A 26,259-nucleotide genomic window follows, 5' to 3' on the forward strand; every position below is an offset into this window, starting at 1 on the left:
GGCCGGCCCCGGGAGACTTCGCGATGGCGGCGGAAGACGGCCTTGGTCGCGCCATCCGGCTGGTGGCGGCGCTGAACCTGGCCTATTTCGGCGTGGAGTTCGCCGTCGCGCTGCACATCGGCTCGGTCTCGCTGCTGGCCGACAGCGTCGACTTTCTCGAAGACGCGGCCGTCAATTTCCTGATCTTCGCCGCCCTGGGCTGGAGCGCCAGGCAAAAGGCCCGGGTCGGCATGGCGCTGGCGGGCCTACTGCTCGCGCCCGCCCTGGCCTTCCTCTGGGCCCTGTGGCGCAAGTACGCCGATCCGGCCCCTCCCGAGGCGCTGCGCCTGACCCTGACCGGCGCCGGCGCCCTGGCCGTCAACCTCTATTGCGCGTTCACCCTGGCCCGGTTCCGGCATCATTCAGGCAGCCTGACCAGGGCCGCCTTCCTGTCGGCCCGCAACGACGCCCTGGCCAATGTCGCGATCATCGCCGCGGGCGCCGCCACGCTGTTCACCCGATCGCCTTGGCCCGATGTGGTGGTCGGCCTGGGCGTCGCCTGCATGAACATCGACGCCGCCAAGGCGGTTTGGACGGCCGCCCGCGGCGAGCACAAGGCGGCGCGAAACCAGCCGGCGCCCTAGGGTCAAGCCATTGGCTCGAAAGGGGAAAATGTTTCCCGCCCAGGTGATCGGCGGAAACATTTCACAAATGTAACCTACCTTTCGGTTTTGTAACTGGTTCCGGCGCTTCGGCGCCGACAGGGTCGCGGCCAACAAAGCGGGGGCTTTGGGGGGGTCCGCGTCATGAGTCTTGCTTCCGTCGTCTTCGCCTTGGGCCTGGCCGCGCCCGAAGCCCAGGCCGCCGCGCCGCCGGCCACGCCCGCCGGCCCGCTCGCAGTCGCCGCGCCCGCCGCCGACGCCCAGCGCGGGGTGACGGCCTATCCGCCCGACTTCTTCGCCGAACAGCGCCCCAGCACCGCCTTCGACATGATCACCCGTCTGCCCGGCTTCCGCCTGGACCGCGGCGACGAGGCCCGCGGCTTCGCCGGCACGGCCGGCAACGTGCTGGTCAACGGCGAGCGCCCCACCACCAAGAGCGACAATCTGGAGGACATCCTCAAGCGCATCTCGGCCTCGGCCGTCGAGCGCGTGGAGCTGATCCGCGGCGGCGCCCCGGGCATAGACATGCAGGGCCAGACCATCCTGGCCAATGTGGTGATCAAGTCGACGGTGCAGGTCGAGAAGGTCGCCAACATCCAGACCTACCTCTATCCCGACGGCCTGTTCGGCCCGCTGCTGGAGTTCCAGGCCTCGCGCCGCGACGGGATCAACGAGATCGAGGGCTCGCTGAAGGCCACCGTCGACCGCACCGATCAGACCTTCGACGGCGGATCGCGGGTGACCAGCTTCCCCGACGGCCGCCCGACGATCCGGGAAGCGGTCAAGGGCTATGACCAGATCCAGAACTATGCGGCGCGCGGCGCGATCCAGCGCGCCGCGCCGGGCGGCAAGATCCGGGTCAACGGCAAGATCGAGTACTTCTCGTTCGATCGCGACGTCGTCTACACCCGCTATCAGCCCAGCCCCGGCCGCCAGGACAGCGGCGAAACCAGCAAGGAATGGACCGGCGAGTTCGGGGCCCGTTACGACGCCCGGCTGGGCCCGCGCACCGACCTGCAGCTGGTGTTCCTGCAGAACCTGGGCGACGAGACCTACGGCTCGACCCTGGCCCTGCCCGGCCACGCCGAGGTCTATCGCGAGCGCGACAAGACGGGCGAAAGCATCCTGCGCGGCGAGGTCAAGCACCGCCGCTCCCAGGCCCTGTCGCTGGAGGGCAGCGTCGAGGGCGCCTACAATTTCCTGGACGGCGACATCCGCTACGACGTCAACGGCGCGCCGGTCGACATCGGCCCGCCGCACGTGAAGGTCGAGGAACTGCGCGGCGAGGCGGCCGGCAAGGCCGTGTGGCGCGCCAATCCGAAACTGACGATCGAGGCCGGGGCGCGGATGGAGGTCTCCCGCATCACCCAGAGCGGCGGCGGCGTCGACGTGGAGCGCAGCTTCTTCTACCCCAAGCCCCGGGTGCTGGCGACCTGGAGCCCCAACAGCGTCGACCAGCTGCGGGTGCGGGTCGAGCGCGAGGTCGGGCAGCTGGACTTCGGCGACTTCATCGCCTCGGCCGACCTGGCGGCCGGCAGCCAGGACGGCGCCGACGTCAACCTGGAGCCCCAGCGCTCGTGGGTCGGCGAGGTCGCCTGGGAGCGGCGCTTCTGGGGCGCGGGCTCGCTCTCGACCACCCTGACCCACGCCGAGATCTCCGACGTCGTCGATTACAAGCCCCTGGTCGGCGGCGGCGACGCGCCCAGCAACATCGGCTCGGGCCGATCCGACCAGTTCGTGATCGCCCTGACCCTGCCGACCCAGAGGCTGGGGATCTCCGGCGGCCAGGTGAAGGCCCGCCTCAGCTGGTTCGACAGCGAGGTCACCGACCCGGTCACCTTCCACAAGCGGCGCATCACCAACGCCACCCCGTTCGTCTGCAACCTCAGCTTCACGCGCGACATGCCGGGCGGCAAGTGGAGCTGGGGCGCTTCCCGCAACTGCCCCAACGAGTACAGCCGCTTCCGCCTGGGCGAGGTCCGCACCCAGCGGTTCGAGCCCTATCTGGAAGGCTTCGTCGAGTGGAAGCCCAGCCCCGACCTGACGGTGCGCACCACCCTGTCCAACTGGACCTCGCGCAACGTCACGCGCGAACGGGTGATCTACAAGGGCTCGCGCGCCGACAACGTCGTCGACCGCATCGAGTACCGCTCGCTGCCGTTCGAGCCGTACCTGTTCATCCAGGTGAGGAAGCGGCTGGGATAGAGGGCGCCGGTCAAAAAACACGGCGGGCTTGTCGGGACGCGCCGCGCCTGGGCGTCCTTGGGAAGACCGCCTGCCCGGCCGGGCGGTGGAACAACGGAGATGGTGATGTCAAAGGTGCGCGTGGGAGGCTTTTCGATCTCGCTGGACGGCTTTGGAGCCGGCCCCGAGCAGAGCCTGGAACATCCCCTCGGCAAGCGCGGGCCCGAGCTGCACCAGTGGATGTTCGGTACGCGCTTCTTCCACACGATGATCGGTAAGGAGGGAGGCTCCGACGGCGTCGATCAGGCGTATGCGCAGCGCGCGATGACCGGGTTCGGCGCCTTCATTCTCGGCCGCAACATGTTCGGCCCCGTCCGCGGTCCCTGGGTGGACGACAGCTGGAAGGGCTGGTGGGGCGCCAATCCCCCCTATCACGCGCCGACCTTCGTGCTGACCCACCATCCGCGCGACCCGATCGAGATGGAGGGCGGCACGACCTTCATCTTCGTGACCGACGGGATCGAGGCCGCGCTCGACCAGGCCAGGACGGCGGCCGGCGACCTCGACGTCAAAATCGGCGGCGGCGTCGAGACGGTGCGCCAGTATCTACGCGCCGGCCTGATCGACGAACTGCACTACGCCCTGTCGCCGGTCGTGCTGGGCCAGGGCGAGGCGATGTTCGCCGGCATCGACCTTCCAGCGCTGGGCTTCCGCGTCACCGAGCACCAGGCCAGCGAGCACGCCACCCATATCGTCCTGGCCCGGTAGGCTGGCGCTGCTACTTGTTGACGATCTTGATGATCCGTTTCGACGACGGGCGGCCTGACAGGCCCTTGCCCGGCGCGTAGGTCACCGTCAGGTCGCCGCCTTTCAGGCTGGCGCCCGACTTGTGGCCCTCGGCCAGCAGCACGCGGGTGACGCGGGCCAACGGGCCTCGGCCGCCATCGCGGGCCATGCGCTCGAAGGCCTCGGCAGTGACCGTGGCGGTGTCGGCGACCAGGACCGAGGTGGCGGGGGTGGCGTCGTCGACGGTCTCGAACGCCACGCGGTGCTGGGCCGCGCGGCTGGCGCGGGCGCTGGCCTGGACCAGCCGCTGGAACAGGGCGTTGACCGAGATGAACGGCGGCGGCTGGATCGAGCTGGCCTTGCCCATCAGCGCCGCGGCGTCGCCGCCGGGCCGTTCGCGGGTGAACAGGGTCATGCCGCCCAGCTTGCTGGCCCGCAGCACCGGCTCGCCCAGCTCGTTCTTGTAGATGGTGTCGCCGCGCGGCGCCGGCTGGGGCGACAGCACCCAGACCTCGGAGCTGTTCTCGAACTTCAGCAGCGGCTGGGGCGCGGCGCGGTCCAGGATGAACGCGTCGCCGGTCTCGGCGACATAGCGGGCGATCGGAGGAGCCGGCGCCTTGCGAGTCTCGCCACGGTTGCCGAAGAACGCGTCGCGCAGGCTGGACTGGGCGTTGGCCGCGCCGGCCGTGGCCGCGAGGGCGAACGCTAGCAGCATCGCGCAACGCCCTGGCCCCGTCATCACAGCCGATCGACTCTTCATCCCCAGGGTCATGCCTGGGGACTAGGGCGAATCTTGGACGCCGAAGACCTTGTTGCGGCCACGCAATTTCCCGAAGACGTCATGAAAAGCTTGGAAAGATTACCCCGCCGACCGGAATCTTCGAGCCGGCGGAGAGTCTTCGTCAAGTCGCCATGTCTTTTTACGGTGACCTGTGGCCTTTGGGCCGCTCTCTGGTAGCGGTCACTAGAGCCGGGCGCGCGATGCGAGGATCACGCGACCGGCTCTAGGTCTTTGTTTTTCGCATCGTTCTTGCGGAAAACCGGTGGCCGGTTTTCCGTACGACGCTACGCCGCCATGTACTGGCCGCCGTTCAGGGTCAGGGTGGCCCCGGTCACGAAGCCCGCCCGCTCGCCGGCCAGGAACGAGACCATGTCGGCGATCTCCTCGCCCTTGCCCAGACGGCCGACGGGGATCCCGGCGATGATGCCGGCCAGGACGTTCTCGGGCACGGCGGCGACCATCTCGGTGTCGATATAGCCCGGGCAGATGACATTGACCGTGACGCCCTTCTTGGCGTTCTCCAGGGCCAGGGCCTTGGTGAAGCCGATCAGCCCGGCCTTGGCGGCCGAATAGTTGGTCTGGCCCATCTGGCCCTTCTGGCCGTTGATCGAGCTGATGTTGACGATCCGACCCCAGCCGCGATCGCGCATGCCCTCGATGACCGGACGGGTCATGTTGAAGGCCGAGTCCATGTTCACCCGGATCACTTCCGACCACTGCTCGTAGGTCATCTTGTGCAGCATGCCGTCGCGGGTGATGCCAGCGTTGTTGACCAGCACCTCGACCGGGCCCAGCTCGGCCTCGACCTTCTTGACGGCGGCGGCGCAGTCGTCGAACGAGCCGACATTGCCCTTGACCACCATCACGCCCAGTTCCTTGGCGCAGGCCGCGGCGGCCTCCTCGTTGCCGGAATAGCCGGCCGCCACCTTCATGCCGTCGGCGACGAGCCGCTCGCAGATGGCCCGACCGATGCCCCGGGTGCCGCCGGTCACGAACGCAACTCTCGCCATGTCTCTCTCCCGTTAAGGTCTCTTATCGTTGCACGCGACCGCCGACGGGGGACAAGCCCCCGCCGTCGATCGTCATGAAGATTTGGCCAACAAGCGTTTCCCGCCGGCCACGGCCTTCGCCGCTTCCGTCAGACCGCCTCGACGCACAGGGCCACGCCCATGCCGCCGCCGATGCACAGGGTGGCCAGGCCCTTCTGGGCGCCGGAGCGCTTCATCTCGTGGACCAGGGTGGTCAGGATCCGCGCGCCCGAGGCGCCGATCGGGTGGCCGATGGCGATGGCGCCGCCGTTGACGTTGACCTTGGCCGGATCCAGGCCCAGCTCGCTGACCACGCAGAGCGACTGGGCGGCGAAGGCCTCGTTGCTCTCGATCAGGTCCAGGTCCGAAACCTTCCAGCCGGCCTTTTCCAGGGCCTTCTTCGAGGCCGGGATCGGGCCGGTGCCCATGATCTCGGGCTCGACGCCGGCATTGGCCCACGAGGCGATCCGGACCAGGGGGGTCAGGCCGCGCTTCTTGGCCTCGTCGGCGCTCATCAGCACCAGGGCGGCCGCGCCGTCGTTCAGGCCCGAAGCGTTGGCGGCGGTGACCGTGCCGTCCTTGGTGAAGGCGGGCCTGAGGCCCGAAATGCCGTCATAGGTGGCGCCGTGGCGGATGAACTCGTCCTTGTCGACGATGGTGTCGCCCTTGCGGCCCTTGATGGTGACCGGCGCGATCTCGGCGTCGAACTTGCCGGCCTTCTGGGCGGCCTCGGCCTTGTTCTGGCTGGCGACGGCGAACCTGTCCTGGGCCTCGCGGGTGATCTGCCAGCGGGCGGCGATGTTCTCGGCGGTCTGGCCCATGTGGTAGCCGTGGAAGGCGTCCCAGAGGCCGTCCTTGATCATGGTGTCGACAAAGCCCAGGTCGCCCATCTTCTGGCCGTTGCGCAGGCTCTGGGCGTGCGGGGCCTGGCTCATGCTCTCCTGGCCGCCCACCACCACGATGTTCGCGTCGCCGGCGGCGATCTGCTGGGCCCCCAGGGCCACGGCCCGCAGGCCCGAGCCGCACAGCTGGTTCAGGCTCCAGGCCGGGCTCTGGACCGGGACGCCGGCGTTGACCGAGGCCTGGCGGGCCGGGCCCTGGCCGGCGCCGGCCTGCAGCACCTGGCCCAGGATCACCTCGTCGACGTCGGCCGGCGCGATGCCGGCGCGCTCGACGGCGGCCTGGATGGCCACCTTGCCCAGTTCGTGGGCCGGCAGGCTGGACAGGGCGCCGAGGAAGGATCCGACCGGCGTGCGGGCGGCGGAAACGATGACGATGTCGCTCATGGCGAAGTAGCTCCCGTGACGTGTCTCAGGGCGTTCCTCGCGGACGCGGCGCCCTTGATTTTGCAGTGCAACATCACCTTGCACAAAGGTGCAGGGTTCGTCACGCGCACATTTTCACGGGTTGTTGCGGGATCCAAGCGCCGCCGGGACTGGCGCCATGCCTTTGCATTCGCGATAGTGCGATGCGAAAAGGCGGAATAACGCTGTCCTAGGGAACGAAATGTCCGAGAACACCGAAAACGGCGAAACGCCCTCGGCCAAGGCTGGAGAAAAGGCGGCCGGCCAAAAGGTCGTCATCAAGAAGTACGCCAACCGCCGCCTCTACAACACCGCGTCGTCTTCGTACGTCACCCTCGAGCACCTGTCGGACATGGTGAAGGAGGGGGTCGACTTCGTGGTCTACGACGCCAAGACCAACGACGACATCACCCGCTCGGTGCTGACCCAGATCATCTTCGAGGAAGAAAACCGCGGCGGCGGCCAGAACCTGCTGCCGATCCAGTTCCTGCGCCAGCTGATCGGCTTCTACGGCAACTCGATGCAGGCCTTCCTGCCCAGCTATCTGGAGATGTCTCTGGAGAGCTTCACCAAGCAGCAGGAGCGCATGCGCACCCAGTTCGCGGGCCTGACGCCCGGCGTGGGCGGGACCAAGGGCATGCCGGGCATGGGGGTCTATGAAGAGCAGATCCGCCAGAACATGGCGCTGTTCGACCGAGCCATGAAGATGTTCTCGCCGTTCGCCTACGCCCGGCCCGAGGACGCTCCCGCCGCTCCCGTCGAGCCGCCGCCCCCGGCCGCCGCCCCACCGCCCGCGCCCAGCGAGGACTCCCTGGCCGACCTCAAGCGCCAGCTGGAAGCCATGCAGCAGCAGATCGAGAAGCTGGCGACCAAGCCGTAGCGCCGTGCGTCCTTCGAGGCCGCTTCGCGGCGCCTCAGGATGAGGACCTTTGTTGCTCCGAATCCCTCATCCTGAGGTGCGAGGCGCAGCCGAGCCTCGAAGGACGCACCGCGTTCGCCACGATCCCTTAACCATGCCGGCTGACTCGTCCTTAACCGTCGTCGGCCACAACTCTTCACCATGAACGGCCCGATCGATCCCATCCGGCGCGCCCAGGCCGCCCGCCGGGCGCTGCCCGCGCCCCGTGACGCCGACCGCCCGGAAGCGGACGGCGAGGAGGACGTGACCTTCGTGCGCGACGAGCAGCCGGCCGCCCCACCCCCACCGCCCCGTCGAGGCGCCTTCGCCACCTTCGCCGCCCACCTGATGGGCCAGAGCGGCCAGAAGCGCGGCCTGCGCGGTGGGCAGGAAGTGCTCGACGCGGCGCGTTCGACCTACCTCGGTACGGAATATTCCGGCCCGGCCGACCGCCGTCCCAAGGCCGGCCTGATCAAGAAGACCGAGGTCTAGCCCTTCAGGCGGGCGATCTCCGCCTCCAGCGCCGCCACCCGCGCCTCCAGCACCGCCACCCGCCGCTCCAGCGGTGGGACCTCGGCCGGCGGGGCCGCATGGACGCCGACTCCGGCCCGCCGCGCGGCCTCGGCCAGCGGAACGCCCAAAAGCTCGGCGAAGGCGGCGATCTGGGCGGCCGTCAGCTCGCGCTGGTCCTTGTAGGCCAGGGCCAGTTCTTCACCCGTCATGCCGGCCACCGCGGCCAGGACCGTCCGCGACAGCCCGCGCTCGGCCAGCCGCGCGTCGTACCAGAGCTGGTCGAAGAACAACGCCATGGGCGAAGGCTAACGCAGGAGGCGGCCTTGGCGCCAGTCTTGCTTGGCGCGAGGCGGATCCAGACCTCGAGACCCATTCATGCTGCTGACCGCCGTGACTCGCTTCTTCGACATCGCCGTCGTGACCCTGATCTTCACGGCGTTGACCTAGCAGCGCCGGGGACATGCCCTTGCGGCGTGTCCCCAAGTTTCGCGGTGCGGCTGATGGGGACACGCCGCGAGGGCGTGTCCCCGACCCTAAGCGCTTTCCAGCAGCATCATCGTCCCCTGGCCGCCGTCGGCGCAGATGCTGACGATCGCCTTCTCGCCCTTGGGCCGGCTGGCCAGTTCCTTGACCGCCTGGGACAGGATCCGCGCGCCGGTCGCGCCGAACGGGTGGCCGAGCGCCAGGCTGCCCCCGGTAGGGTTCATCCGTTCGCGCGGGAACCGGCCCAGGTCGGCCTCGACGCCCGCCTTGGTCCGGCGGAAGGCCTCGTCCTCCCAGGCGGCGATATGCGACAGCACCTGGGCGGCGAAGGCCTCGTGGATCTCCCACAGACCGACGTCGGCGTAGTTGAGCCCGTTGCGGGCCAGCAGGCGCGGCACGCCATAGGCCGGGGCCATCAGCAGGCCCTCATGGCGCAGGTCGATCGAGGTGACCTCGTAGTCGACGATCTTCACGCGCGGCGTGGCCGTCGGCAGCCGGGCCAGGCCGGCCTCGGACGCCACCCAGATCGCCGCCGCCCCGTCGGTCAGGGGCGAGGAATTGCCGGCCGTCAACGTGCCCTGGCCGCTGGTCTTGTCGAAGGCGGGCGAGAGCTTGGCCAGCTTCTCCAGCGTGGAATCCTTGCGCGGGATGGTGTCGCGCTTCACGTCGCCGACCGGGATCACCAGGTCGTCGAAGAAGCCGGCCTCCCAGGCGGCGACCGCGTGCTGGTGGCTCTCGAAGGCGATCTGGTCCTGGTCGGCCCGCGACAGTTTCCAAGCCTTGGCGGTGATCTCGGTGTGCTCGCCCATCGACAGGCCCGTGGTGCGGTTGGCCACCTTGGGGATCCACAACTTCAGGTCCGACGGCTTCAGCCTGGCCAGATGGGCCAGCTTCTGGCCAGGCGTCTTGGCCGCCTGGAAGCCCTTGAGCCAGTCGGAAAAGGCGATGCTGGCCCCCACCTGCACCTTGCTCATGCTCTCGACCCCGCCGACCAGGGCCAGGTCGCGGCCGCGCCCGTCGATCATGCCGGCGGCCTCGATCACCCCGACCATGCTGGTCGAGCAGGCCATGATCGTCGAGAAGGCTGGGATGGTCGGGTCGGCCCCGGCGTCCAGCAGCACCTCGCGGGCGATGTTGCTCCAGGTCAGGTTGGGGATCACCGTGCCCCAGACCGCGAAGTCCGGACGCCCTCCCTGCGCCAGCATGGCTTGCACCACGGGCACGGACAGGGCGATGGCGTCATGGGCCTTCAGCGGCCCGTCGGCCTTGGCGAACGGCGTGCGAAGACCGGCCGCCAGCCAAATGTCGGGTTTGGACGCCATGATCGTGATCCTCGATAAACGCTGGCCCAGATGTCAGCATGCCGAGGCTTGGCCACAAGGTCTTGTCGATTTTCGCTCGGGGACATGCCCTTGCGGCGTGTCCCCGTCGGCGGACGCGGCGCTTGAATTGGAGACACGCCGCAAGGGCGTGTCCCCGCCCGGGCTAGTGGCGCGCGTCGCTGAAGTCCATGTCGCGACGGGCCGAGACGATGGTGACGATGAAGCCGGCCAGCACGTCCAGCAGCACCATGGTCGTCAGCAGGAAGAACACCGACGTCCCGAAGGCCGGGAACAGCAGGAACTCGACCAGGCAGCCGATGAACAGCACCATGGACAGCGAGTGGTTGATGATCGCGATCTTGCGGCTGGTCGTCGATTTCAGCAGCTCGACGAACAGGACCACCAGCGCGGCGGCGATCAGCAGGTCGCCCAGGCTGACGGCCCAGTCGCCCCCCGAGGTCATGTGGATGGTGAACAGCTGCTCGCCCAGGCGATACTGCGCGGCGCTGGCGGCGAAACCGCCGGCGAAGGTCAGGACGATCAGGTTGTAGACCAGCACCGGCAGGGCCAGCAGCGGAAACGCGGCGAACATGTTCTGGCTCTCCCCCGACGGCCGACCAAGAGGTTCAGGCTTAACGGGTTTCACAGATTCCCGGAAGGCGGCGCCGTTCGCAAGGTGGGCGGCGCGGCCCTGCGTCCTTCGAGGCCCGCTGCGCGGGCGCCTCAGGATGAGGAATTCAGTGCAGAGAGATCCTCATCCTGAGGTGCGCGCTCCTGAGCGCGCCTCGAAGGACGCACGCCCTCACGCCTCGTCCACGCCCTGCGGGTTGCGGGCCCGGGTCTGCAGCCACATCACGCCGAGCAGGTCGGACACCGAGGCCTTGAGGCGGCCGAAATTGGTGTATTTCGACACCCCGCTCTCGCGATGGCGGTGGTTCACTGGCTGGAATTCCACCTGATAGCCCTCGCGCAGCATCAGGGCGGGGATGTAGCGGTGGATGTGATCGAAATAGGGCAGGCGCAGGAAGGCCTCGCGGCGGAAGGCCTTGAGGCCGCAGCCGGTGTCGTTGGCGGTGTCCTTCAGCAGGCGCTTGCGCACCCCGTTGCCGAACTTGGAAGCGAAGCGCTTGGCCGAGCTGTCCTGGCGCTTGACCCGCTCGCCGCCCACCAGGGCCAGTTCGGGCGGAGCCGCCTTCAGGGCCCGGGCCAGGCGCGGCGCGTCGGCCGGGTCGTTCTGGCCGTCGCCGTCCAGGGTGATGACGATCGGCGCATGGGCGGCCAGCACGCCGCTGCGCACGGCGCGGCTCTGGCCCGAGTTCTTGCGGTGGCTCAGCACCCGCAGCTGCGGGATCTCGGCCTTCAGGGCCACCAGCAGGGCCTTGGTGTCGTCGCGACTGGCGTCGTCGATGAAGATGATCTCGTGGTTCTCGCCGGCGAAGGCGGCGGCGATCTCGCGCGCCAGGGCGGGGGCCGCCCCGCCCTCGTCGAAAACGGGCACGACGACGGAATAGTCGGGCCCAGGGCCGGCGGAGACGGAAGCGGAGGCGTTCATCGCCCTCTCATAGCGCAAAAATAGCCTAAAAGAAGGATCGTGCTATTCCACCATGATGACGCTTGAATCTCGCCTGGATGACTGGAGCCGCGGCTGGCGCGGCCCGCTGTTCGCCGCCCTGGTGGCCCTGATCGCCGGCCTGCCCGGCCTGTTCGCCATGCCGCCGCTGGACCGCGACGAATCGCGCTTCGCCCAGGCCACCGCCCAGATGCTGGAAACCGACGACCTGGTGGTCATCAAGTTCCAGGACCAGCCGCGCTTCAAGAAGCCGGTCGGCATCCACTGGCTTCAGGCGGCCAGCGTCACCGCCTTCTCGGCCGTCGAGGACCGGGGCGTCTGGGCCTATCGCATCCCCTCGCTGCTGGGGGCCATGCTGGCCGCCGCGGCCTGCGCCTGGGGGGCGTCGGCCCTGCTGGGCCCCAAGACCGGCCTGCTGGCCGGCGGCATGCTGGGCGCGACGATCCTGCTGTCGACCGAGGCCTTCATCGCCAAGACCGACGCGGCCCTGTGCGGCTTCACGACCCTGGCCATGGCCGCCGTGGCGCGGATCTACGCAGCCCACCTGGCCGGCCAGCCGACCGGCACGGGCTTCAACCGCTGGACCAAGCTGGCCTTCTGGGTCGGCTTGGCCATGGGCGTGCTGATCAAGGGGCCGGTCGGGCTGATGGTCGTGGCGCTCAGCGTGGCGGCGCTGTGGATCTGGGACCGCAAGGCCCCGTGGCTCAAGGACCTGGGCTGGGGCTGGGGCCTGACCCTGGCGGCGGCCATTGTCCTGCCTTGGGCGATGATGATCACCGTCGCCACCGACGGGACCTTCTGGTCGACCGCCGTGGGCAGCGACCTGGCCCCCAAGCTGGCCGGCGGCCAGGAAAGCCATGGCGCACCGTTCGGCGCCTACGCCCTGGGCGCATTCCTGCTGGTGTTCCCGGCCACCCTGCTGCTGCCGTCGGGCGTGACCCTGGGCTGGACCGGGCGCCGGGCGGCGGGGGTGCGCTTCGCCCTCTGCTGGCTGGTCCCCACCTGGCTGGTGTTCGAGCTGCTGCCGACCAAGCTGGCCCACTATACCCTGCCCGCCCTGCCGGCCCTGGCCATGCTGATGGCCGCGGCCTTGCGCGCGCCGCTCGGCCGGATCTCGCGCTTGGTCGGCGCGGTTCTCTCGGCCCTGGCCGGCCTGGTCTTCGCGGCCGGCGCGATCTACCTGCAGGTCGAATACGGCGATCCGGGCGACTGGCCCGCCACGATCCTGACCGCCCTGCTGTTCCTGGCCTCGGGCGTGGTCGGCGCCGTGCTGCTGATGCGCGGGACCGCGGCCATCGCCCTGGTCACGGCCGGGGCGCTGGGGATCGCCGCCCACGCCGCCCTGGTCGGGCTGCTGGTCCCGCGGCTGGAGCCGCTGCTGCTGTCGCCGCGCCTGGAAAAGGCGCTGGAGCGGGCCGACCTGGCGCCCCGGGGCGGAGCGCCGGGCCCCGTAGCGGTCACCGGCTATTCCGAGCCCAGCATGATCTTCCTGCTGGGCACCACCACCGAGCTGACCGATCCGGTCGGCGCGGCCAGGGCCGTCGCCCAGGGCCGTCCCGCCGTGGTCGAGGGCCGCCAGGAGAAAGCCTTCCGCGCCGCCCTCGCCGCCCTGGGCCAAGCCGCCCGGCCGGCCGGGGTGGTCGACGGCTTCGACTATTCCGACGGCGACAAGGAGCGCTTGACGCTCTATCGCGGCGCGCCAGTGCGGGCCGACGACGAGGCGGACGGCGAGACCGGCGAACAAACGGCCGAAACCCAAGCGGAGGCCCGCCCATGAGCCGCTTCATCCAGATCGTCGAGGTCGGTCCGCGCGATGGGCTGCAGAACGAGAAACTGTCCCTGCCGGTCGACGAGAAGCTGGATCTGATCCGCCGGCTGGAGGCGGCGGGCGCCCGCCGCATCGAGACCGTCTCGTTCGTCAACCCCAACCGCGTGCCGCAGATGGCCGGGGCCGAGGAGATCCAGGCCGCCCTGGCGCCCGACCTGCGGCATTCGCGGATCGGCCTGGTGCTGAACATGCGCGGCTGGGACCGCTGCGCAGCCGCCGGCTGTGATGAGGCCAACGTGGTTGTCTGCGCCACCGACGGCTTCGGCTTGGCCAACCAGGGCGCCACCGCCGCCCAGCAGGTCGACGCCCTGGCCGCCATCGTCGAGCGCCAGGCGGTGGAGGGCGGCCCGCCGATCACCGCCACGATCTCGGTGGCCTTCGGCTGCCCGTTCGACGGCGAGGTCTCGCAAGACCAGGTCGTGGCCATCGCCCGCGACGCCGCGTCGATGGGCGTGGCCGAGATCGCCATCGCCGACACCATCGGGGTCGCCGATCCGTGGACCGTCCGCCGGCGGATCGAGGCGGTTCGCGCCGCCGCCCCGGACGTCCGCCTGCGGATGCACTTCCACGACACCCGCAACACCGGCCTGGCCAACGCCTATGCCAGCGTCGAGGCCGGGATCGACGTGCTGGACGCCTCGGTCGGCGGCCTGGGCGGCTGCCCGTTCGCCCCGAACGCCACCGGCAACATCGGCACCGAGGACCTGGTCTACATGCTGGAACGGGCCGGCTTCGAGACCGGCTACGACCTGTCGGCCCTGGTCGCCATCGGTCGCCAGATCAGCGAACGCCTGGGCAAGAGCGCTCCGGCGTCGTCCCTGGCCCGGGCGGGCGGGTTTCCGGCGTGAAGGGCAGGCCAAGCCTATCCATGAAGTGCGCTTTGATCGGCGCAAGCCTTCTGCTGTGCGGTCTGTCGGTGGCGAGTTGCGATCGATCCGAAAAGACGAGCCAGGATCCTGACCCGGTGTTCTATGGCACTCTGGTCAGTGTGAACGGACGGGCGGCGGCGACGGATAAGGTAGAGCTCACGCTTTGGCCCAGCTATTTTCGCGTGGCCGCAGCGTGTGGACTGGTCGCAAACTACGCCGATGGCCGTGTGACAGAAGTTCACGAGCCTGCTCCAGCGATGGGGCCATGCGCGGACCAGGATCTCAAAGATCTCCGGGAGGCGGAAGCCGTCATCCTGGACCATCCTCGAATCGAATATCAGGCCGAAAAGACGATGACTCTCAGCGGTCGATCCGGCGGCGTCGCGGTTTTCGATCGCACGGGGTACATGGATTACCATCCTGAGTGACCGCCAGTTGCAGTCTCCGTACCTGTAATCGAGTCGGTTAAATCGGCCGTCCGGTGACCTTCCAGATCAGCGGCCGCGAGACGCTCATCAGCAGGATGGCCGGGGCCAGCAGGACGGCGATCACGTAGCGCTGGATCGTATCGGCCCGCTTGATGAAGTAGCGCGACAGGCCCACGCCCTTGTGGAACTCGACCTTCAGCGGGTGCTCCTGGCTGGTGTGGCCCAGGTGGATCACCTGGGCGGTCGGCTGGAACAGCACCTGGCCGCCGGCCTGGCGCGCCCGCCAGCACAGGTCGATGTCCTCGACGTGCAGGAAGTAGCCTTCGTCGAAGCCGCCCAGCAGTTCGAAGTCCTCGCGGCGCAGGGCGAAGCAGGCGCCGGAGATGGTCGGCATCGGCACGGGCGCCTCGGGCAGCGTCTCGGCCTCGCGGTGGATCTCGAATTTGGCCAGGCTCTTGAACACCGACGTCAGGTGGCCGAAGCTGAGCAGGGTGGTGACCGGCGTGACCTCGCCCCGACGCCCGCCGCGCTGCTCGCTGCCGTCGGTGTTCATCACCCGGGCCCCGACCACGGTGGGGACCGGCTGGTCCTCGAAGGCCGAGACCAGGGCTTCGACACAGTCCTGCTGCAGGTTGGCGTCGGGATTGAGAAAGACGATGTATTCGCCGCGCGCGATCTCGGCCCCCATGTTGGCCCCCCGCGCGAAGCCGACATTGCCGTGCCCCTGCTGCAGGACGACCCGGGCCTCGGTGCGGCCCAGGGCGCGCAGGCGTTCGGCCTCCTCGGGCGGCGAGCCGTTGTCGATGATCACGAACTCGTCGACCAGGGGCTCGGCCAGCACGTGCTCGATGCTTTTGATCAGGGCTTCTCCCGTCTGGTAGACCACCATGACCACGGAGACGCGCGGCCGGACCGGCCGCGCGCCCGTGACGAAGGTCGAATGCGAGGGAAGAATACTGTTCATCAGGCCTGCACTTACGCCTCGGGCCGCGACGCGGCGCGATTACGGGCCAGGTCCGGCGGGGTCGCTTCCTCGGTCAGGACGCGCCCGGCGTCCTCCAGCGACAGAACCTTCTGCCCTTCGCCGCCCAGCCGACGCAGGGCGACCTCTCCGTTCTCGGCTTCCTTACGCCCGACCACCGCGATCACCGGCACTTTCGCGAGACTGTGCTCGCGAATCTTGTAGTTGATCTTTTCATTCCTGAAATCGACCTCTGCGCGAATGCCCAGCGAAGTCAACCGATCGGCCACGCGCTGGGCGTAGTCGTCGGCGTCCGACGTGATCGTGGCCACCACGACCTGCACCGGCGCCAGCCACAGCGGCAGGGCGCCGGCGTAGTTCTCCAGCAGGATGCCGATGAAGCGCTCGAACGAGCCCAGGATCGCCCGGTGCAGCATCACGGGCCGGTGCTTGGCGCCGTCCTCGCCGATATATTCGGCGCCCAGCCGCTCGGGCAGGACATAGTCCAGCTGCAGCGTGCCGCAGGTCCACTCGCGGCCAATGGCGTCCTGGACGATGAAGTCCAGCTTCGGCGCGTAGAAGGCGCCGTCGCCCTCGGCGATCACCGGCTCGACGCCCGCCAGCCGCGCGGCCTCGGCCAGCATGCCTTCGGCCCTGTCCCAGAACTCGTCGGAGCCGGCGCGCAGCTCCGGGCGCGTGGCCAGGGCGATGTACTTGGTCGTCATGCCCAGGTCGCCGTGGATCATCCGCGTCAGGCGGATGAAGCGCTCGGTCTCCTCGACGATCTGGTCCTCGCGGCAGAAGATGTGGGCGTCGTCCTGGGTGAAGGCCCGCACCCGCATCAGGCCGTGCAGGGCGCCGGACGGTTCGTAGCGATGGCAGGACCCGAACTCGGCCATGCGCATGGGCAGCTCGCGATAGGACCGCTGACCCACGTTCCAGATCTGCACGTGACCGGGGCAGTTCATGGGCTTGAGGGACAGGATCTCGCCTTCCACCGTCTCGCAGACGAACATGTTGGCGCGATACTTGTCCCAGTGGCCCGACTTCTCCCAGAAGGCCTTGTCCAGGACCTGAGGCGTCTTGACCTCGATATAGCCGGCGCGATCCAGCTGGCGGCGCATGTAGGCCTCCAGCGTCTGCCACAGCTTCCAGCCCTTGGGGTGCCAGAAGACCATGCCCCGGCCTTCTTCCTGCATGTGGAAAAGGCCCAGAGACTTGCCCAGCTTGCGGTGGTCACGCTTCTCGGCTTCCTCGATGCGCGTCAGATAGGCTTCCAGGTCGGCCTCGCTGGCCCACGCCGTGCCGTAGATCCGCTGCAGCTGGGCGTTGTTCTGGTCGCCGCGCCAGTAGGCGCCGGCCAGCTTGGTCAGCTTGAAGGCCTTGCCCACGTGCTTGGTCGACGGCAGGTGCGGACCGCGGCACAGGTCCTTCCACTTGCCCTGGTGATAGACCGTGATCGTGTCGCTGGCCGGCAGGTCGCGGATGATCTGGGCCTTGTAGGCCTCGCCCATCGCTTCGAAGTCGGCGATGGCGGCGTCGCGGTCGACTTCCTCGCGCGTGATCTTCTCGTCGCGGTCGACGATCTCGCGCATGCGCTTTTCGATCACGGCCAGGTCGTCCAGGCTGAACGGCTCGTCGCGCGCGAAGTCGTAGTAGAAGCCGTCCTCGACGTTCGGGCCGATCGTCACCTGCGTGCCGGGGAACAGCTCCTGCACGGCCTCGGCCAGCACGTGGGCCGTATCGTGGCGGATGGTGTCGAGCGCCTCGGGAGCCTCGCGGGTGATGATCTCGAACTTGCCGCCGCCGCCCAGCAGGTCGGGCGTCAGCGGACGGTCCAGGTCCAGCAGCTGGCCGTCCAGCTTGATCAGCAGGGCCTTCTTCTCCAGCGACTTGGAGATCGAGGCGGCCACGTCGCGGCCGCTTGCCCCGTCAGGGTACTGGCGGGCCGAGCCGTCGGGGAAAATCAGGTCGATCATTCTTCACATTTCCACTTACGCGGCCCGCGGGGCGGAGGCGGCGGGTCATATCCCGAGCCGCCGAACGGATTGCATCGGCAGATCCGTCCCACCGCGAGCCAGGACCCCTTCAGGGGTCCGTGATCCTTGAGCGCCTGGGCCGCGTATTCCGAGCAGGTCGGCAGATAGCGGCACTGACGCCCGATGAAGGGCGAGAGCGTCGTCTTGTAGGCCCGCAGGCCCAGGTCGACGGTGCGTTCGTAGAGTGTCATGCCGGCGCTTTCGCGAACGGAGTCGGGACCTTATCGACTAGCGAAAAGTCGCGATCAAGCGGCGCCGGCGCGGCTAGTTCGGGTTTGGGTGTCGCCTGTGGCCATACGGACAGCCTCGACCGTGGCCTCGAACGCCAAAAGCGTCGAGGCGTGACGGGCGGGATAGTCCTTGACCGGCTGCAGCACGGCGAGCTCCGCAAATCGGCCCTCGGGAGGCGGGCCGCCTGACTTCAGCATAGCGCGCAAGGCGTCGCGGGCCAACTCGATCTCGGAAAGCTCGGCCCCGACCACCTGGGCGCCGAGGATGGCGGCCGAAGCCTGGCCCAGGGCGCAGGCGGCCACGTCCTGGGCGAAGTCGGCGACCTTGCCGTCACGGACCGTCACGTCGACCACGATCCGGCTGCCGCACAGCTTGGCGGTCTTCTCGGCGCTGGCGTCCGGCGCGGCCAGCCGTCCGGCCCGGGGCATGTTGGCCACCAGACCCAGGATGCGGGCCGAATAGAGGTCGTCGATCATGCCGCTTATGTGGGGGTGTTCTGGCGCTGCGACCAGAGGAGCTCGGCCCGCGCCTTCACCGCCTCGCCCATCCGGGTGAAGGCGGCCCTCAGGCGACGGCGTTCGTCGCGGCTGACGAAGCGGACCAGCGGGCCCATGAACAGCTCGCCGTTCGAGAAGGTGGAGCCGATGTCGCTCATCTTCTCGATCTCCAGGTAACGGATCGCGGTCACGAAGCCCTTCAGCCGCTTGGTGCGCCAATGCAGTTGCTCATAGGGCACCCAGTCCTGGACCACGGCCTCGGCGGGCTGGGCCGGCGCGTCGCCGACCACCAGGTCGAAGCGCAGCGGCGTGCCGATGCGCATCTCGCCCTCCATGCGCGGGTGGACCGGGTTCCAGTCCTTCCAGGCGGCGAAGTCGGAGATCACTTCCCAGACGATCTCGGCGGGGGCCAGCACCCCGGTGCGGTATTCTACGGCGCGTTGCATGGGTGTCCGTCCAGCAGCTTTCAAAACCCCGCTTATCCCGGCGAACGCCGGGACCCAAATGGAATGGCTGTGCGGCGGACGCCAGGAGCGCCGCGCCCATCCAGTCATCCGCCCTCGCTCGAGGATCTGGGTCCCGGCCTTCGCCGGGATGAGCGGATTATGGATGTAATTTAGTTCGGCGCCAGTCCCAAAGCGCCTAGTCCTTCATCCGCCAGGTCGCGCCGGCCGGGCCGTCCATGACCACCACGCCCAGGCCGTCCAGCTCGGCGCGGATGGCGTCGGCGGCGGTCCAGTCCTTGGCGGTGCGAGCCTCGACCCGGCGCTTGAGCAGGTCCTCGACCTTGGCCTTCAGGTCGTCGTCGGCGTCGCCCTCGAACCAGGCGTCCGGGTCGGCCTGCAGGAAGCCCAGCACGCCGGCCGAAGCCAGCAGCCGTCCCTTGTTGGCCGCGATCGCCGGCTCGTCGCCCGCCGTCACCGCCCGCTCGATGGCGCTGGACAGCTCGAAGAAGCCCGACACGGCCAACGGCGTGTTGAGATCGTCCGACAGGGCGGCCAGCACCTCGTCCGACGGCTCGGACTCGCCGGCTTCGACGGTCTTGGCGCGGCGCAGGGCGCCGTACAAGCGGTCCAGCGCCTTCTTGCTCTGCTCGACCAGCTCCGGCGTCCAGTCCAGCGGCTGGCGGTAGTGACCCGACAGCAGCGCCCAGCGGATCACCTCGCCCGGCGTGGTCTTCAGCAGCTCGTGCGGAATGATCACGTTGCCCAGGCTTTTCGACATCTTCTCCCCCGACATGTCGAGGAAGCCGTTGTGCAGCCAGTAGTTGGCCAGGACCGGCTGGTCGTGGGCGCAGCGGCTCTGGGCCAGCTCGTTCTCGTGGTGCGGGAAGGTCAGGTCGATGCCGCCGCCGTGGATGTCGATGGTCCGGCCCAGCGCCTTGTCGATCATGGCCGAGCACTCGATGTGCCAGCCCGGACGGCCCGCGCCCCAGCGGCTGTCCCACTCGGGCTCGTTCTCCTTGGACGGCTTCCACAGCACGAAGTCGGCCGGATGGCGCTTGTACGGCGCGACCTCGACCCGCGCCCCGGCGATCATGTCGTCCAGGTCGCGGCCCGACAGCTGGCCGTAGTCGGCGAAGGCCTGGGTGTCGAACAGCACGTGGCCCTCGGCGGCGTAGGCCGAGCCGTTGTCGACCAGCTGGCCGATCATCTCGACGATCGGGCCCATGTGCTCGGTGGCCTTGGGCTCCAGGGTCGGGCGCAGGGCCAGCAGGGCGTCGGCGTCCTGGTGGTAGGCGGCCAGGTAGCGTTCGGTGATCACCTTGATCGCCACGCCCTCGGCCGTGGCCTTGGCGTTGATCTTGTCGTCCACGTCGGTGACGTTGCGGGCATACACCACCGCATCCTCGCCATAGACGTGGCGCAGCAGGCGGAACAGCACGTCGAACACCACGACGGGGCGGAAATTGCCGATATGGGCGTGGTTGTAGACCGTCGGCCCGCAGACATACATCGTCACCCGGCTCGGATCGGCGGGGGCGAAGTCGCGCTTCTCGCGCGCCATGGTGTCGTACAGCTTGATGGTCATGGGAACGGGGCGGCCTGACGTCGCGGGAGTGTTGCGGGGATACGGATTGGCCCCATATAACGGGAGCACGCGCGCACGACCATGGTTGAAATGGCTCAAGGCGCGCGACGGGTGGCACGCGTAATTCCAGGGCGAAAGGCGTCCTGGCGCAACTCAGCCCGTGGAAAGACCCTTCCCGCACATGGACGCCCTGACCCGCGAGCGAACCCTGATCGGCCTCGGCAGCGATACCGGTCTTGATCTTGAACCCGCCCAGCGCCCCACCCGAGACGAGGCCATGGCCGCCGTCCGGACCCTGCTGGCCTGGGCCGGCGACAACCCCGACCGCGAAGGCCTGCTCGACACGCCCCAGCGCGTGGTCGACGCCTATGGCGAATGGTTCGCCGGCTATGGCGGCGACCCGGCCGTTGAGCTGTCGCGCACCTTCGAGGACGTGCAGGGCTATGACGACATGGTCATGCTGCGCGGCATCGACGTGCAGAGCCACTGCGAGCACCACATGGCGCCGTTCCTGGGCAAGGCCTGGGTGGCCTACATGCCGACCGGCAAGGTCGTGGGCCTGTCGAAGCTGGCGCGGCTGGTCGAGATCTTCGCCAAGCGTCTCCAGACCCAGGAGACCATGACCATGCAGATCGCCGACTCGATCGAGGACCACCTCAGCGCCGCCGGCGTCGCCGTGCTGATCGACGCCGAGCACCAGTGCATGTCGACGCGCGGCGTGCGCCACCACGACGTCTCGACCATCACCACCCAGTTCCGCGGCGTGTTCAAGACCGACAAGATCCTGCAGCAGCGCTTCATGGACCTGGCGGCGCGGAGGTAGTACGCCCTCGGCCAGGGACGCGCCCTCGCGGCGTGTCCCTTGAAGCCCAGCCACGACTTGGGGACACGCCGCAAGGGCGCGTCCCCGACCGGGAGCCGGAGAGCGCCTGAGATGTTGAAGACGTGTCTGGCGGCCCTGGCCGTCGCGATGACGGCGAGCGTGACCATGGCTGAGACCCCCACCAAGGCTCCCTGGGATACCGACATCCTTCCCCCGCCGCTCGCCTGGCATGGGGCCAGCGAAAAGCTGGTCGCCAAGCCGTCCGATCCCTGGATCACGCCGTCCGAGCGGACCCGCCTGACCGCCTCGCCCGACTACGCCGAGACCCGCGCCTGGCTGGAAAAGCTGGACGCCGCCTCGCCGCTGGTCCGCATGGAGACCTTCGGCCGGTCGCCGGAGGGCCGCGACCTGCTGGTGGTCTACGCCTCCAAGGACGGCGCCAAGTTCGATCCCAAGAAGCCGGTGCTGTTGGTCCAGGCCGGCATCCACCCCGGCGAGATCGACGGCAAGGACGCCGGCATGATGCTGCTTCGGGACATCGCCTTCCACGGCAAGGACACCCTGCTGGACGGCGTGAACCTGGTCTTCGTGCCGATCCTCAGCGTCGACGGCCACGAACGCGCGTCGCCCTACAGCCGCCCCAACCAGCGCGGCCCGGCGGTCCAGGGCTGGCGGCACACGGCCCAGAACCTCAACCTGAACCGCGACTACGGCAAGCTCGACGCGCCCGAGATGCGGGCGATGATCGGCCTGATCAACACGGTCCGGCCCGACCTCTACATGGACATCCACGTCACCGACGGCGAGGACTACCAGTACGACATCACCTATGGCTGGGCCGGCTATCTGGGCGACTTCGCGCGGTCCAAGGCCACCAGCGCGTGGCTGGACAACACCTTCCTGCCAGCCACCGAAGCCGGGCTGAAGGCGGCGGGACACATCCCCGGCCAACTGGTCTTCGCCCTGGACGACCGCGATCCCAAGAAGGGCCTGGGCGCTTCGCCGGCCTCGCTGCGCTATTCCAACGGCTATGGCGACACGGCCCGGATCGCCACGGTGCTGGTCGAGAACCATTCGCTCAAGCCGTATCGGCAGCGGGTGCTTGGGACCTATGTCCTGCTGGAGGAGACGCTGAAGGTCCTGGCCAGGGACGGCGCCGCCCTGCGGGCCGCCGAGGACGTCGACCGCGCCCGGCGGCCGGCCGTGGTCGAGGCCAATTTCGGGACCAGCTTCGGCGGCGGGGGCGACAAGCCCCTGCGCACGGTGAGCTTTCTGGGCGTGCGGTACGAGACCTACGACTCCCCGGCCTCGGGTCGCAAGGAGATCCGCTGGCTTGGCAAGCCCGATCCCCAGCCGTGGTCGCTACCGCTCTACGCCGCCGAGCCGTCGCTGAAACTGACCCCGCCCAAGGCCTACTGGGTCTCCTCGGCCAAGCCCGACGTGATCGAGCGCCTGCGCCTCCACGGCGTAGCGATGGAGACCCTGGCGGCGCCCAGAGCGGTGTCGGTCGACATGATCCGCTTCACCGCCCCCAAGCTCGCGGCCCGCGCCAGCGAGGGCCATGTCGAGATCGCCGCCGGCCCGGTCACCCACGAGACCCGCACGGTGACCTTCCCCGCCGGCTCGGTGCGCGTCCCGACCGACCAGCCGCTGGGCGAACTGGCGACCCTGCTGCTGGAGCCGGAAAGCGACGAGAGCTTCTTCGCCTGGGGCATGTTCCCCGAGGTGCTGCAGCGCGTCGAATATATCGAGGGCTACGCCATCGCCCCGCTGGCCGAGAAGATGCTGGCCGCCGATCCCAGGCTGAAGGCGCAGTTCGAGGCCAGGCTGGCCGCCGACCCGAAGTTCGCCGCCGATCCCGACGCCCGCCTGGCCTGGTTCTACCAGCGCACGCCTTATTACGACGACCGCTACCGGCTCTATCCGGTGGGTCGGGAGCTTTAGAAACCCCGAAAAACCCGCTCATCCCGGCGAACGCCGGGACCCAGATCCGATGGCGGTGTGGCGGGCTGGATAGGCTCAGCACCCTTGGCGTCAGCCTCAAAGCCATTCCATCTGGGTCCCGGCGTTCGCCGGGATGAGCGGAGGGTGGGGTTTAGTCGCCTGCCCGACGATCGGCCTTGCCAGCCCCGTCGAACGCGGGGCCTTATGCCGGCCAGTTCGACTTCGAGTTTCGCGAGTGACGACCGATGGACACCCTCGCTTCCGGACACGCCGCCGCCCTGTGGGTCGGGCTGCACGTCCTGCTTCTGCTGACCCTGTCGCTGCTGGTCGTGCGGCTGCGGCAGAAGCACAAGGTGGCCCTGGGCGACGAGGGCATTCCGGAGCTGGCCCGGGCCATCCGCGCCTTCGGCAACGCCAGCGAGTACGTCCCCGTCGGCCTGGCGGCGATCATCGTCCTGGCCCTGGTCGGCGCCCCGCCCCTGGCCATCCACGTGGTGGGTCTGGTCCTGTTCGCCGGCCGGCTGATCCACGCCGTGGGCCTGTCCAACAGCGGCGGCGCCTCGATCCCGCGCGCCATCGGCATGATCTGCACCTGGGTGGCCTACATCTTCGGCGCGGTGGCCCTGCTGTTCTACGCGATCGGCTGAACGGTCCCTTCCGAAGCCGGAGCGCTTGCCCCCGCCCCGCGCCCTCGTCCATAAGACCGCATGGACGAAAACCTGTTGCATGACGTGCTCGCCGCCGCGCGAACCGCGGGCGCCGACGCCGCCGAAGCCGTGTTCGCGCAGCGCCAATCCCTCTCCGTCAGCGTCCGCCTGGGCGAACTGGAGGAGGTCGAGCGCGAGGAGTCCCGCGACGTCGGCCTTAGGGTGTTCGTCGGCCAGCGCAGCGCCACGGTGTCCGGCTCGGACATCTCGGCCGAGGGCCGCGCCAAGCTGATCGACCGGGCCGTGGCCATGGCCCGCCTGGCGCCGGAGGACCCCTACGCCGCCCTGGCCCCGGCCGAGCGCCTGGCCCGCGGCCCGTTCCGCGACCTGGACCTCTACGACCCGACCGAACCCTCGGCCGAGACCCTGGAGGCCCAGGCCCGCGAGGCCGAGGCCGCGGCCCGCGGCGTGGAGGGCGTGACCAATTCCGACGGCGGCTCGTCGTCGTGGAGCGCCTCGACCTGGCGGCTCGTGACGAGCGAAGGCTTTTCCGGCCTGCACCAGGCCAGCGGCTTCGGCGTCTCGGCCTCGGCCATCGCCGGCGAGGGCGCGGGCATGGAGCGCGGCGGCGAGGGCCGCTCGACCCGCCACGCCGCCGACCTTCCCAGCCCCCACAGCATCGGCGCCAAGGCCGGCGAGCTGGCCGTCGCCAAGCTGAACCCGCGCAAGCTGGACTCCACCACCGCCCCGGTGATCTTCGAGAACCGCCTGGCCATGTCGCTGCTAAGCCCGCTGATCGGCGCGATCTCGGGCCCGTCGATCGCCCGCGGGACCTCGTTCCTGAAGGACAGGCTGGGCCAGCAGATCTTCGCCAAGGGCGTGACCCTGCTCGACGATCCCTTCCGCCCGCGCGGCCTGGGCTCGGCCCCGTTCGACGACGAGGGCGTGGCCTGCGAGGCCCGCGCCCTGATCGACGACGGCGTGCTGACCACCTGGCTGATGAACGTCAGTTCGGCCAAGCAGCTGGGCCTGGAAAGCACCGGCCACGCCTCGCGCGGCCTGGCCGGCCCGTCCGGCGTCTCGACCCATAACCTGACCCTGCAGCCGGGCGACCGCGACCTGGCCGGCCTGATGGCCGACGCCGGAACGGGCCTGCTGGTCACCTCGATGTTCGGCCCCTCGCTGAACGGCAACACCGGCGACTGGTCGGTGGGCTGCTCGGGCTTCTGGTTCGAGAACGGCGTCTCGACCGGCCCGGTCACCGAGATCACCGTGGCCGGCAACCTGATCGACATCTACGCCCGCCTGGTCCCCGGCTCGGACCTGGAGCTCCGCGGGGCCAGCAACAGCCCGTCCCTGCTGGTCGACGCCCTGGCGATCGCCGGAAAATGACCGACCTGGACCTGATCCTGACGGCGGCGCGCGAGGCCGGGGCCCTGGCGCTCTCGGCCCGCGGAGAGGGCCTGAAGATCTGGTCCAAGGACGGCGGCTCGCCGGTCACCGACGCCGACCTGGCCGTCGACGCCCTGCTGAAGGACCGCCTGGGCGCGGCCCGGCCCGGCTATGGCTGGCTGTCGGAGGAGACGGCCGACGATCCGGCCCGCCTGGCCACGCCGCGCCAGTTCGTCGTCGACCCGATCGACGGCACCGTGGCCTTCATCAAGGGCAAGCCCTGGTTCGCCGTGTCGATCGCCGTGGTCGAGAACGGTCGTCCGGTCGCCGGCGTCGTCCACGCCCCGGCCCTGGACGAGACCTACACGGCCGTCGCGGGCGGCGGCGCGACCCTGAACGGGACGGCGGTCAGCCCCAGCGACACCGACGACCTCGAGGACGCCGCCATGCTGGGCGACGCCAAGATGTTCGCCCATCCGGTCTGGGCCGAGCCGTGGCCGCCGATGCGGGTGGAGAGCCGCAACTCGATCGCCTACCGCCTGTGCCTGGTGGCCGCCGGGGCCTTCGACGCGGCGGTCGCCCTGTCGCCCAAGAACGAATGGGACCTGGCGGCCGCCGACCTGATCTGCGCCGAGGCCGGCGCCGTCCTGACCGACCACAAGGGCTCCGCCTTCGCCTACAACCGGGCAAATCCACTGCTTCCGAGCGTGGTTTGCGCCAATCGCGCGCTTCACCCGTTGATCCTGTCACGCGTCGGGCATATCGACCTGCCGCAACGATAACTTCCGCGCAGGAAATTCCACGCCATGAGCGACAAGCAGCTTCTTCACCTCGTGATCGGCGGTGAACTGAAGAACGTTTCCGATATCGAGTTCCGCGACCTGTCGAAGGTCGAGTTCGTCGGCGCCTACGCCAGCTACGCCGACGCCCACAAGGCCTGGAAGGCCAAGGCCCAGGCCACGGTCGACAACGCCCACGCGCGGTACTTCATCATCCACGCCCACAAGCTGCTGGATCCGAGCGTGGATTGATCCAGACCCTCCCCCTGTGGGGGAGGCG

General features: G+C 69.2%; 27 protein-coding genes. 14 read left to right on the forward strand and 13 right to left on the reverse strand.

The annotated features are described in order from the left end of the window. Window positions 1–23 precede the first annotated feature (23 nt). The 3 genes from ASD47_RS08630 (at window position 24) to ASD47_RS08640 (ending at window position 3,593) form a co-directional block, all read left to right on the forward strand. Entirely contained in the window at window positions 24–623 is a 600-nt protein-coding gene (locus ASD47_RS08630) for a cation transporter (RefSeq protein ID WP_056754504.1), read from the forward strand. 162 nt (window positions 624–785) lie between these two features. Next, the gene (locus ASD47_RS08635) at window positions 786–2,846 is read left to right on the forward strand and encodes a TonB-dependent siderophore receptor (RefSeq protein ID WP_056754507.1); all 2,061 of its coding nucleotides are present in this window, start codon (window positions 786–788) and stop codon (window positions 2,844–2,846) included. 105 nt (window positions 2,847–2,951) lie between these two features. Further along, window positions 2,952–3,593 (forward strand): dihydrofolate reductase family protein, encoded by a 642-nt coding sequence (locus tag ASD47_RS08640; protein ID WP_056754690.1) that lies wholly within the window; start codon window positions 2,952–2,954, stop codon window positions 3,591–3,593. 10 nt (window positions 3,594–3,603) lie between these two features. On the opposite strand, the gene ASD47_RS08645 is transcribed toward ASD47_RS08640, so the two are convergent. The 3 genes from ASD47_RS08645 to ASD47_RS08655 all read right to left on the reverse strand — a co-directional run bounded on the left by ASD47_RS08645 (window position 3,604) and on the right by ASD47_RS08655 (window position 6,706). Continuing rightward, complete coding sequence (locus tag ASD47_RS08645) at window positions 3,604–4,326, reverse strand: DUF4908 domain-containing protein (RefSeq protein ID WP_230983839.1); 723 nt, start codon at window positions 4,324–4,326, stop codon at window positions 3,604–3,606. 350 nt (window positions 4,327–4,676) lie between these two features. Further along, a complete protein-coding gene (locus ASD47_RS08650) occupies window positions 4,677–5,402 on the reverse strand; it encodes a beta-ketoacyl-ACP reductase (RefSeq protein WP_056754509.1) in 726 nt (241 codons plus the stop codon). Between the two features lie 128 nt (window positions 5,403–5,530). Further along, the gene (locus ASD47_RS08655) at window positions 5,531–6,706 is read right to left on the reverse strand and encodes an acetyl-CoA C-acetyltransferase (RefSeq protein WP_056754512.1); all 1,176 of its coding nucleotides are present in this window, start codon (window positions 6,704–6,706) and stop codon (window positions 5,531–5,533) included. A gap of 220 nt (window positions 6,707–6,926) precedes the next feature. Between ASD47_RS08655 and phaR the strand changes: the two genes are divergently transcribed. Both phaR and ASD47_RS08665 read left to right on the forward strand, forming a co-directional pair. Further along, the gene (gene phaR / locus ASD47_RS08660) at window positions 6,927–7,604 is read left to right on the forward strand and encodes a polyhydroxyalkanoate synthesis repressor PhaR (protein ID WP_056754514.1); all 678 of its coding nucleotides are present in this window, start codon (window positions 6,927–6,929) and stop codon (window positions 7,602–7,604) included. Window positions 7,605–7,784: 180 nt separating this feature from the next. Further along, the gene (locus ASD47_RS08665; RefSeq protein WP_056754518.1) at window positions 7,785–8,114 is read left to right on the forward strand and encodes a hypothetical protein; all 330 of its coding nucleotides are present in this window, start codon (window positions 7,785–7,787) and stop codon (window positions 8,112–8,114) included. Here the strand turns inward: ASD47_RS08665 and ASD47_RS08670 are convergent. The 4 genes from ASD47_RS08670 to ASD47_RS08685 all read right to left on the reverse strand — a co-directional run bounded on the left by ASD47_RS08670 (window position 8,111) and on the right by ASD47_RS08685 (window position 11,492). Continuing rightward, window positions 8,111–8,431, reverse strand: a complete 321-nt coding sequence (locus tag ASD47_RS08670) for a hypothetical protein (protein ID WP_056754521.1) — start codon at window positions 8,429–8,431, stop codon at window positions 8,111–8,113. The genes ASD47_RS08665 and ASD47_RS08670 overlap by 4 nt on opposite strands. A 237-nt stretch (window positions 8,432–8,668) precedes the next feature. Next, window positions 8,669–9,940 carry an acetyl-CoA C-acyltransferase gene (locus ASD47_RS08675; protein WP_056754525.1) on the reverse strand — a complete coding sequence of 424 codons (1,272 nt, stop codon included), beginning with the start codon at window positions 9,938–9,940 and terminating at the stop codon, window positions 8,669–8,671. Window positions 9,941–10,103: 163 nt separating this feature from the next. Then, window positions 10,104–10,532 (reverse strand): hypothetical protein, encoded by a 429-nt coding sequence (locus ASD47_RS08680; protein WP_056754528.1) that lies wholly within the window; start codon window positions 10,530–10,532, stop codon window positions 10,104–10,106. A gap of 210 nt (window positions 10,533–10,742) precedes the next feature. Further along, window positions 10,743–11,492: a glycosyltransferase family 2 protein gene (locus ASD47_RS08685; protein ID WP_056754531.1), complete on the reverse strand. Its 750-nt coding sequence runs from the start codon at window positions 11,490–11,492 to the stop codon at window positions 10,743–10,745. Between the two features lie 55 nt (window positions 11,493–11,547). Between ASD47_RS08685 and ASD47_RS08690 the strand changes: the two genes are divergently transcribed. From ASD47_RS08690 to ASD47_RS26595, 3 genes are read left to right on the forward strand one after another with little or no spacing between them, the layout of a single operon-like run. Continuing rightward, window positions 11,548–13,287 (forward strand): glycosyltransferase family 39 protein, encoded by a 1,740-nt coding sequence (locus ASD47_RS08690; protein WP_056754696.1) that lies wholly within the window; start codon window positions 11,548–11,550, stop codon window positions 13,285–13,287. Continuing rightward, complete coding sequence (locus ASD47_RS08695; protein ID WP_056754534.1) at window positions 13,284–14,186, forward strand: hydroxymethylglutaryl-CoA lyase; 903 nt, start codon at window positions 13,284–13,286, stop codon at window positions 14,184–14,186. The genes ASD47_RS08690 and ASD47_RS08695 overlap by 4 nt, the downstream gene beginning before the upstream one ends. Window positions 14,187–14,218: 32 nt before the next feature. Next, complete coding sequence (locus ASD47_RS26595) at window positions 14,219–14,635, forward strand: hypothetical protein (protein WP_156402177.1); 417 nt, start codon at window positions 14,219–14,221, stop codon at window positions 14,633–14,635. Between the two features lie 37 nt (window positions 14,636–14,672). Here the strand turns inward: ASD47_RS26595 and ASD47_RS08700 are convergent, their stop codons facing one another. The 6 genes from ASD47_RS08700 to cysS form a co-directional block, all read right to left on the reverse strand. Further along, a complete protein-coding gene (locus tag ASD47_RS08700; protein ID WP_056754535.1) occupies window positions 14,673–15,599 on the reverse strand; it encodes a glycosyltransferase family 2 protein in 927 nt (308 codons plus the stop codon). A gap of 11 nt (window positions 15,600–15,610) precedes the next feature. After that, a complete protein-coding gene (gene thrS / locus ASD47_RS08705; RefSeq protein WP_056754538.1) occupies window positions 15,611–17,575 on the reverse strand; it encodes a threonine--tRNA ligase in 1,965 nt (654 codons plus the stop codon). Next, window positions 17,572–17,826 carry a membrane protein insertion efficiency factor YidD gene (yidD, locus tag ASD47_RS08710; RefSeq protein ID WP_056754542.1) on the reverse strand — a complete coding sequence of 85 codons (255 nt, stop codon included), beginning with the start codon at window positions 17,824–17,826 and terminating at the stop codon, window positions 17,572–17,574. The genes thrS and yidD overlap by 4 nt, the downstream gene beginning before the upstream one ends. Before the next feature lie 54 nt (window positions 17,827–17,880). After that, window positions 17,881–18,342: an iron-sulfur cluster assembly scaffold protein gene (locus ASD47_RS08715; protein WP_056754545.1), complete on the reverse strand. Its 462-nt coding sequence runs from the start codon at window positions 18,340–18,342 to the stop codon at window positions 17,881–17,883. 5 nt (window positions 18,343–18,347) lie between these two features. Further along, window positions 18,348–18,809, reverse strand: a complete 462-nt coding sequence (locus ASD47_RS08720) for an SRPBCC domain-containing protein (RefSeq protein WP_056754548.1) — start codon at window positions 18,807–18,809, stop codon at window positions 18,348–18,350. A gap of 196 nt (window positions 18,810–19,005) precedes the next feature. Then, complete coding sequence (gene cysS / locus ASD47_RS08725) at window positions 19,006–20,394, reverse strand: cysteine--tRNA ligase (RefSeq protein ID WP_056754552.1); 1,389 nt, start codon at window positions 20,392–20,394, stop codon at window positions 19,006–19,008. A 181-nt stretch (window positions 20,395–20,575) separates the two neighbouring features. On the opposite strand from cysS, the gene folE reads away from it, so the two are divergent. From folE to ASD47_RS08755, 6 genes are all read left to right on the forward strand, one after another. After that, complete coding sequence (gene folE, locus ASD47_RS08730; RefSeq protein ID WP_056754555.1) at window positions 20,576–21,217, forward strand: GTP cyclohydrolase I FolE; 642 nt, start codon at window positions 20,576–20,578, stop codon at window positions 21,215–21,217. Window positions 21,218–21,328: 111 nt separating this feature from the next. Next, entirely contained in the window at window positions 21,329–23,161 is a 1,833-nt protein-coding gene (locus ASD47_RS08735) for a M14 family metallopeptidase (RefSeq protein ID WP_056754558.1), read from the forward strand. A 245-nt stretch (window positions 23,162–23,406) separates the two neighbouring features. Then, complete coding sequence (locus ASD47_RS08740) at window positions 23,407–23,808, forward strand: MAPEG family protein (RefSeq protein WP_056754562.1); 402 nt, start codon at window positions 23,407–23,409, stop codon at window positions 23,806–23,808. Window positions 23,809–23,868: 60 nt separating this feature from the next. Next, window positions 23,869–25,200 (forward strand): TldD/PmbA family protein, encoded by a 1,332-nt coding sequence (locus ASD47_RS08745; protein WP_056754565.1) that lies wholly within the window; start codon window positions 23,869–23,871, stop codon window positions 25,198–25,200. Continuing rightward, window positions 25,197–25,982 (forward strand): 3'(2'),5'-bisphosphate nucleotidase CysQ, encoded by a 786-nt coding sequence (locus ASD47_RS08750; RefSeq protein WP_056754568.1) that lies wholly within the window; start codon window positions 25,197–25,199, stop codon window positions 25,980–25,982. Before ASD47_RS08745 ends, ASD47_RS08750 begins: the two co-directional genes overlap by 4 nt. A gap of 24 nt (window positions 25,983–26,006) precedes the next feature. After that, window positions 26,007–26,231 carry a DUF4170 domain-containing protein gene (locus tag ASD47_RS08755; protein ID WP_056754571.1) on the forward strand — a complete coding sequence of 75 codons (225 nt, stop codon included), beginning with the start codon at window positions 26,007–26,009 and terminating at the stop codon, window positions 26,229–26,231. The last annotated feature ends 28 nt before the right edge of the window (window positions 26,232–26,259 follow it).

The organism is Caulobacter sp. Root1472, assembly GCF_001426985.1.
Classification (GTDB): Bacteria; Pseudomonadota; Alphaproteobacteria; order Caulobacterales; family Caulobacteraceae; genus Caulobacter; species Caulobacter rhizosphaerae.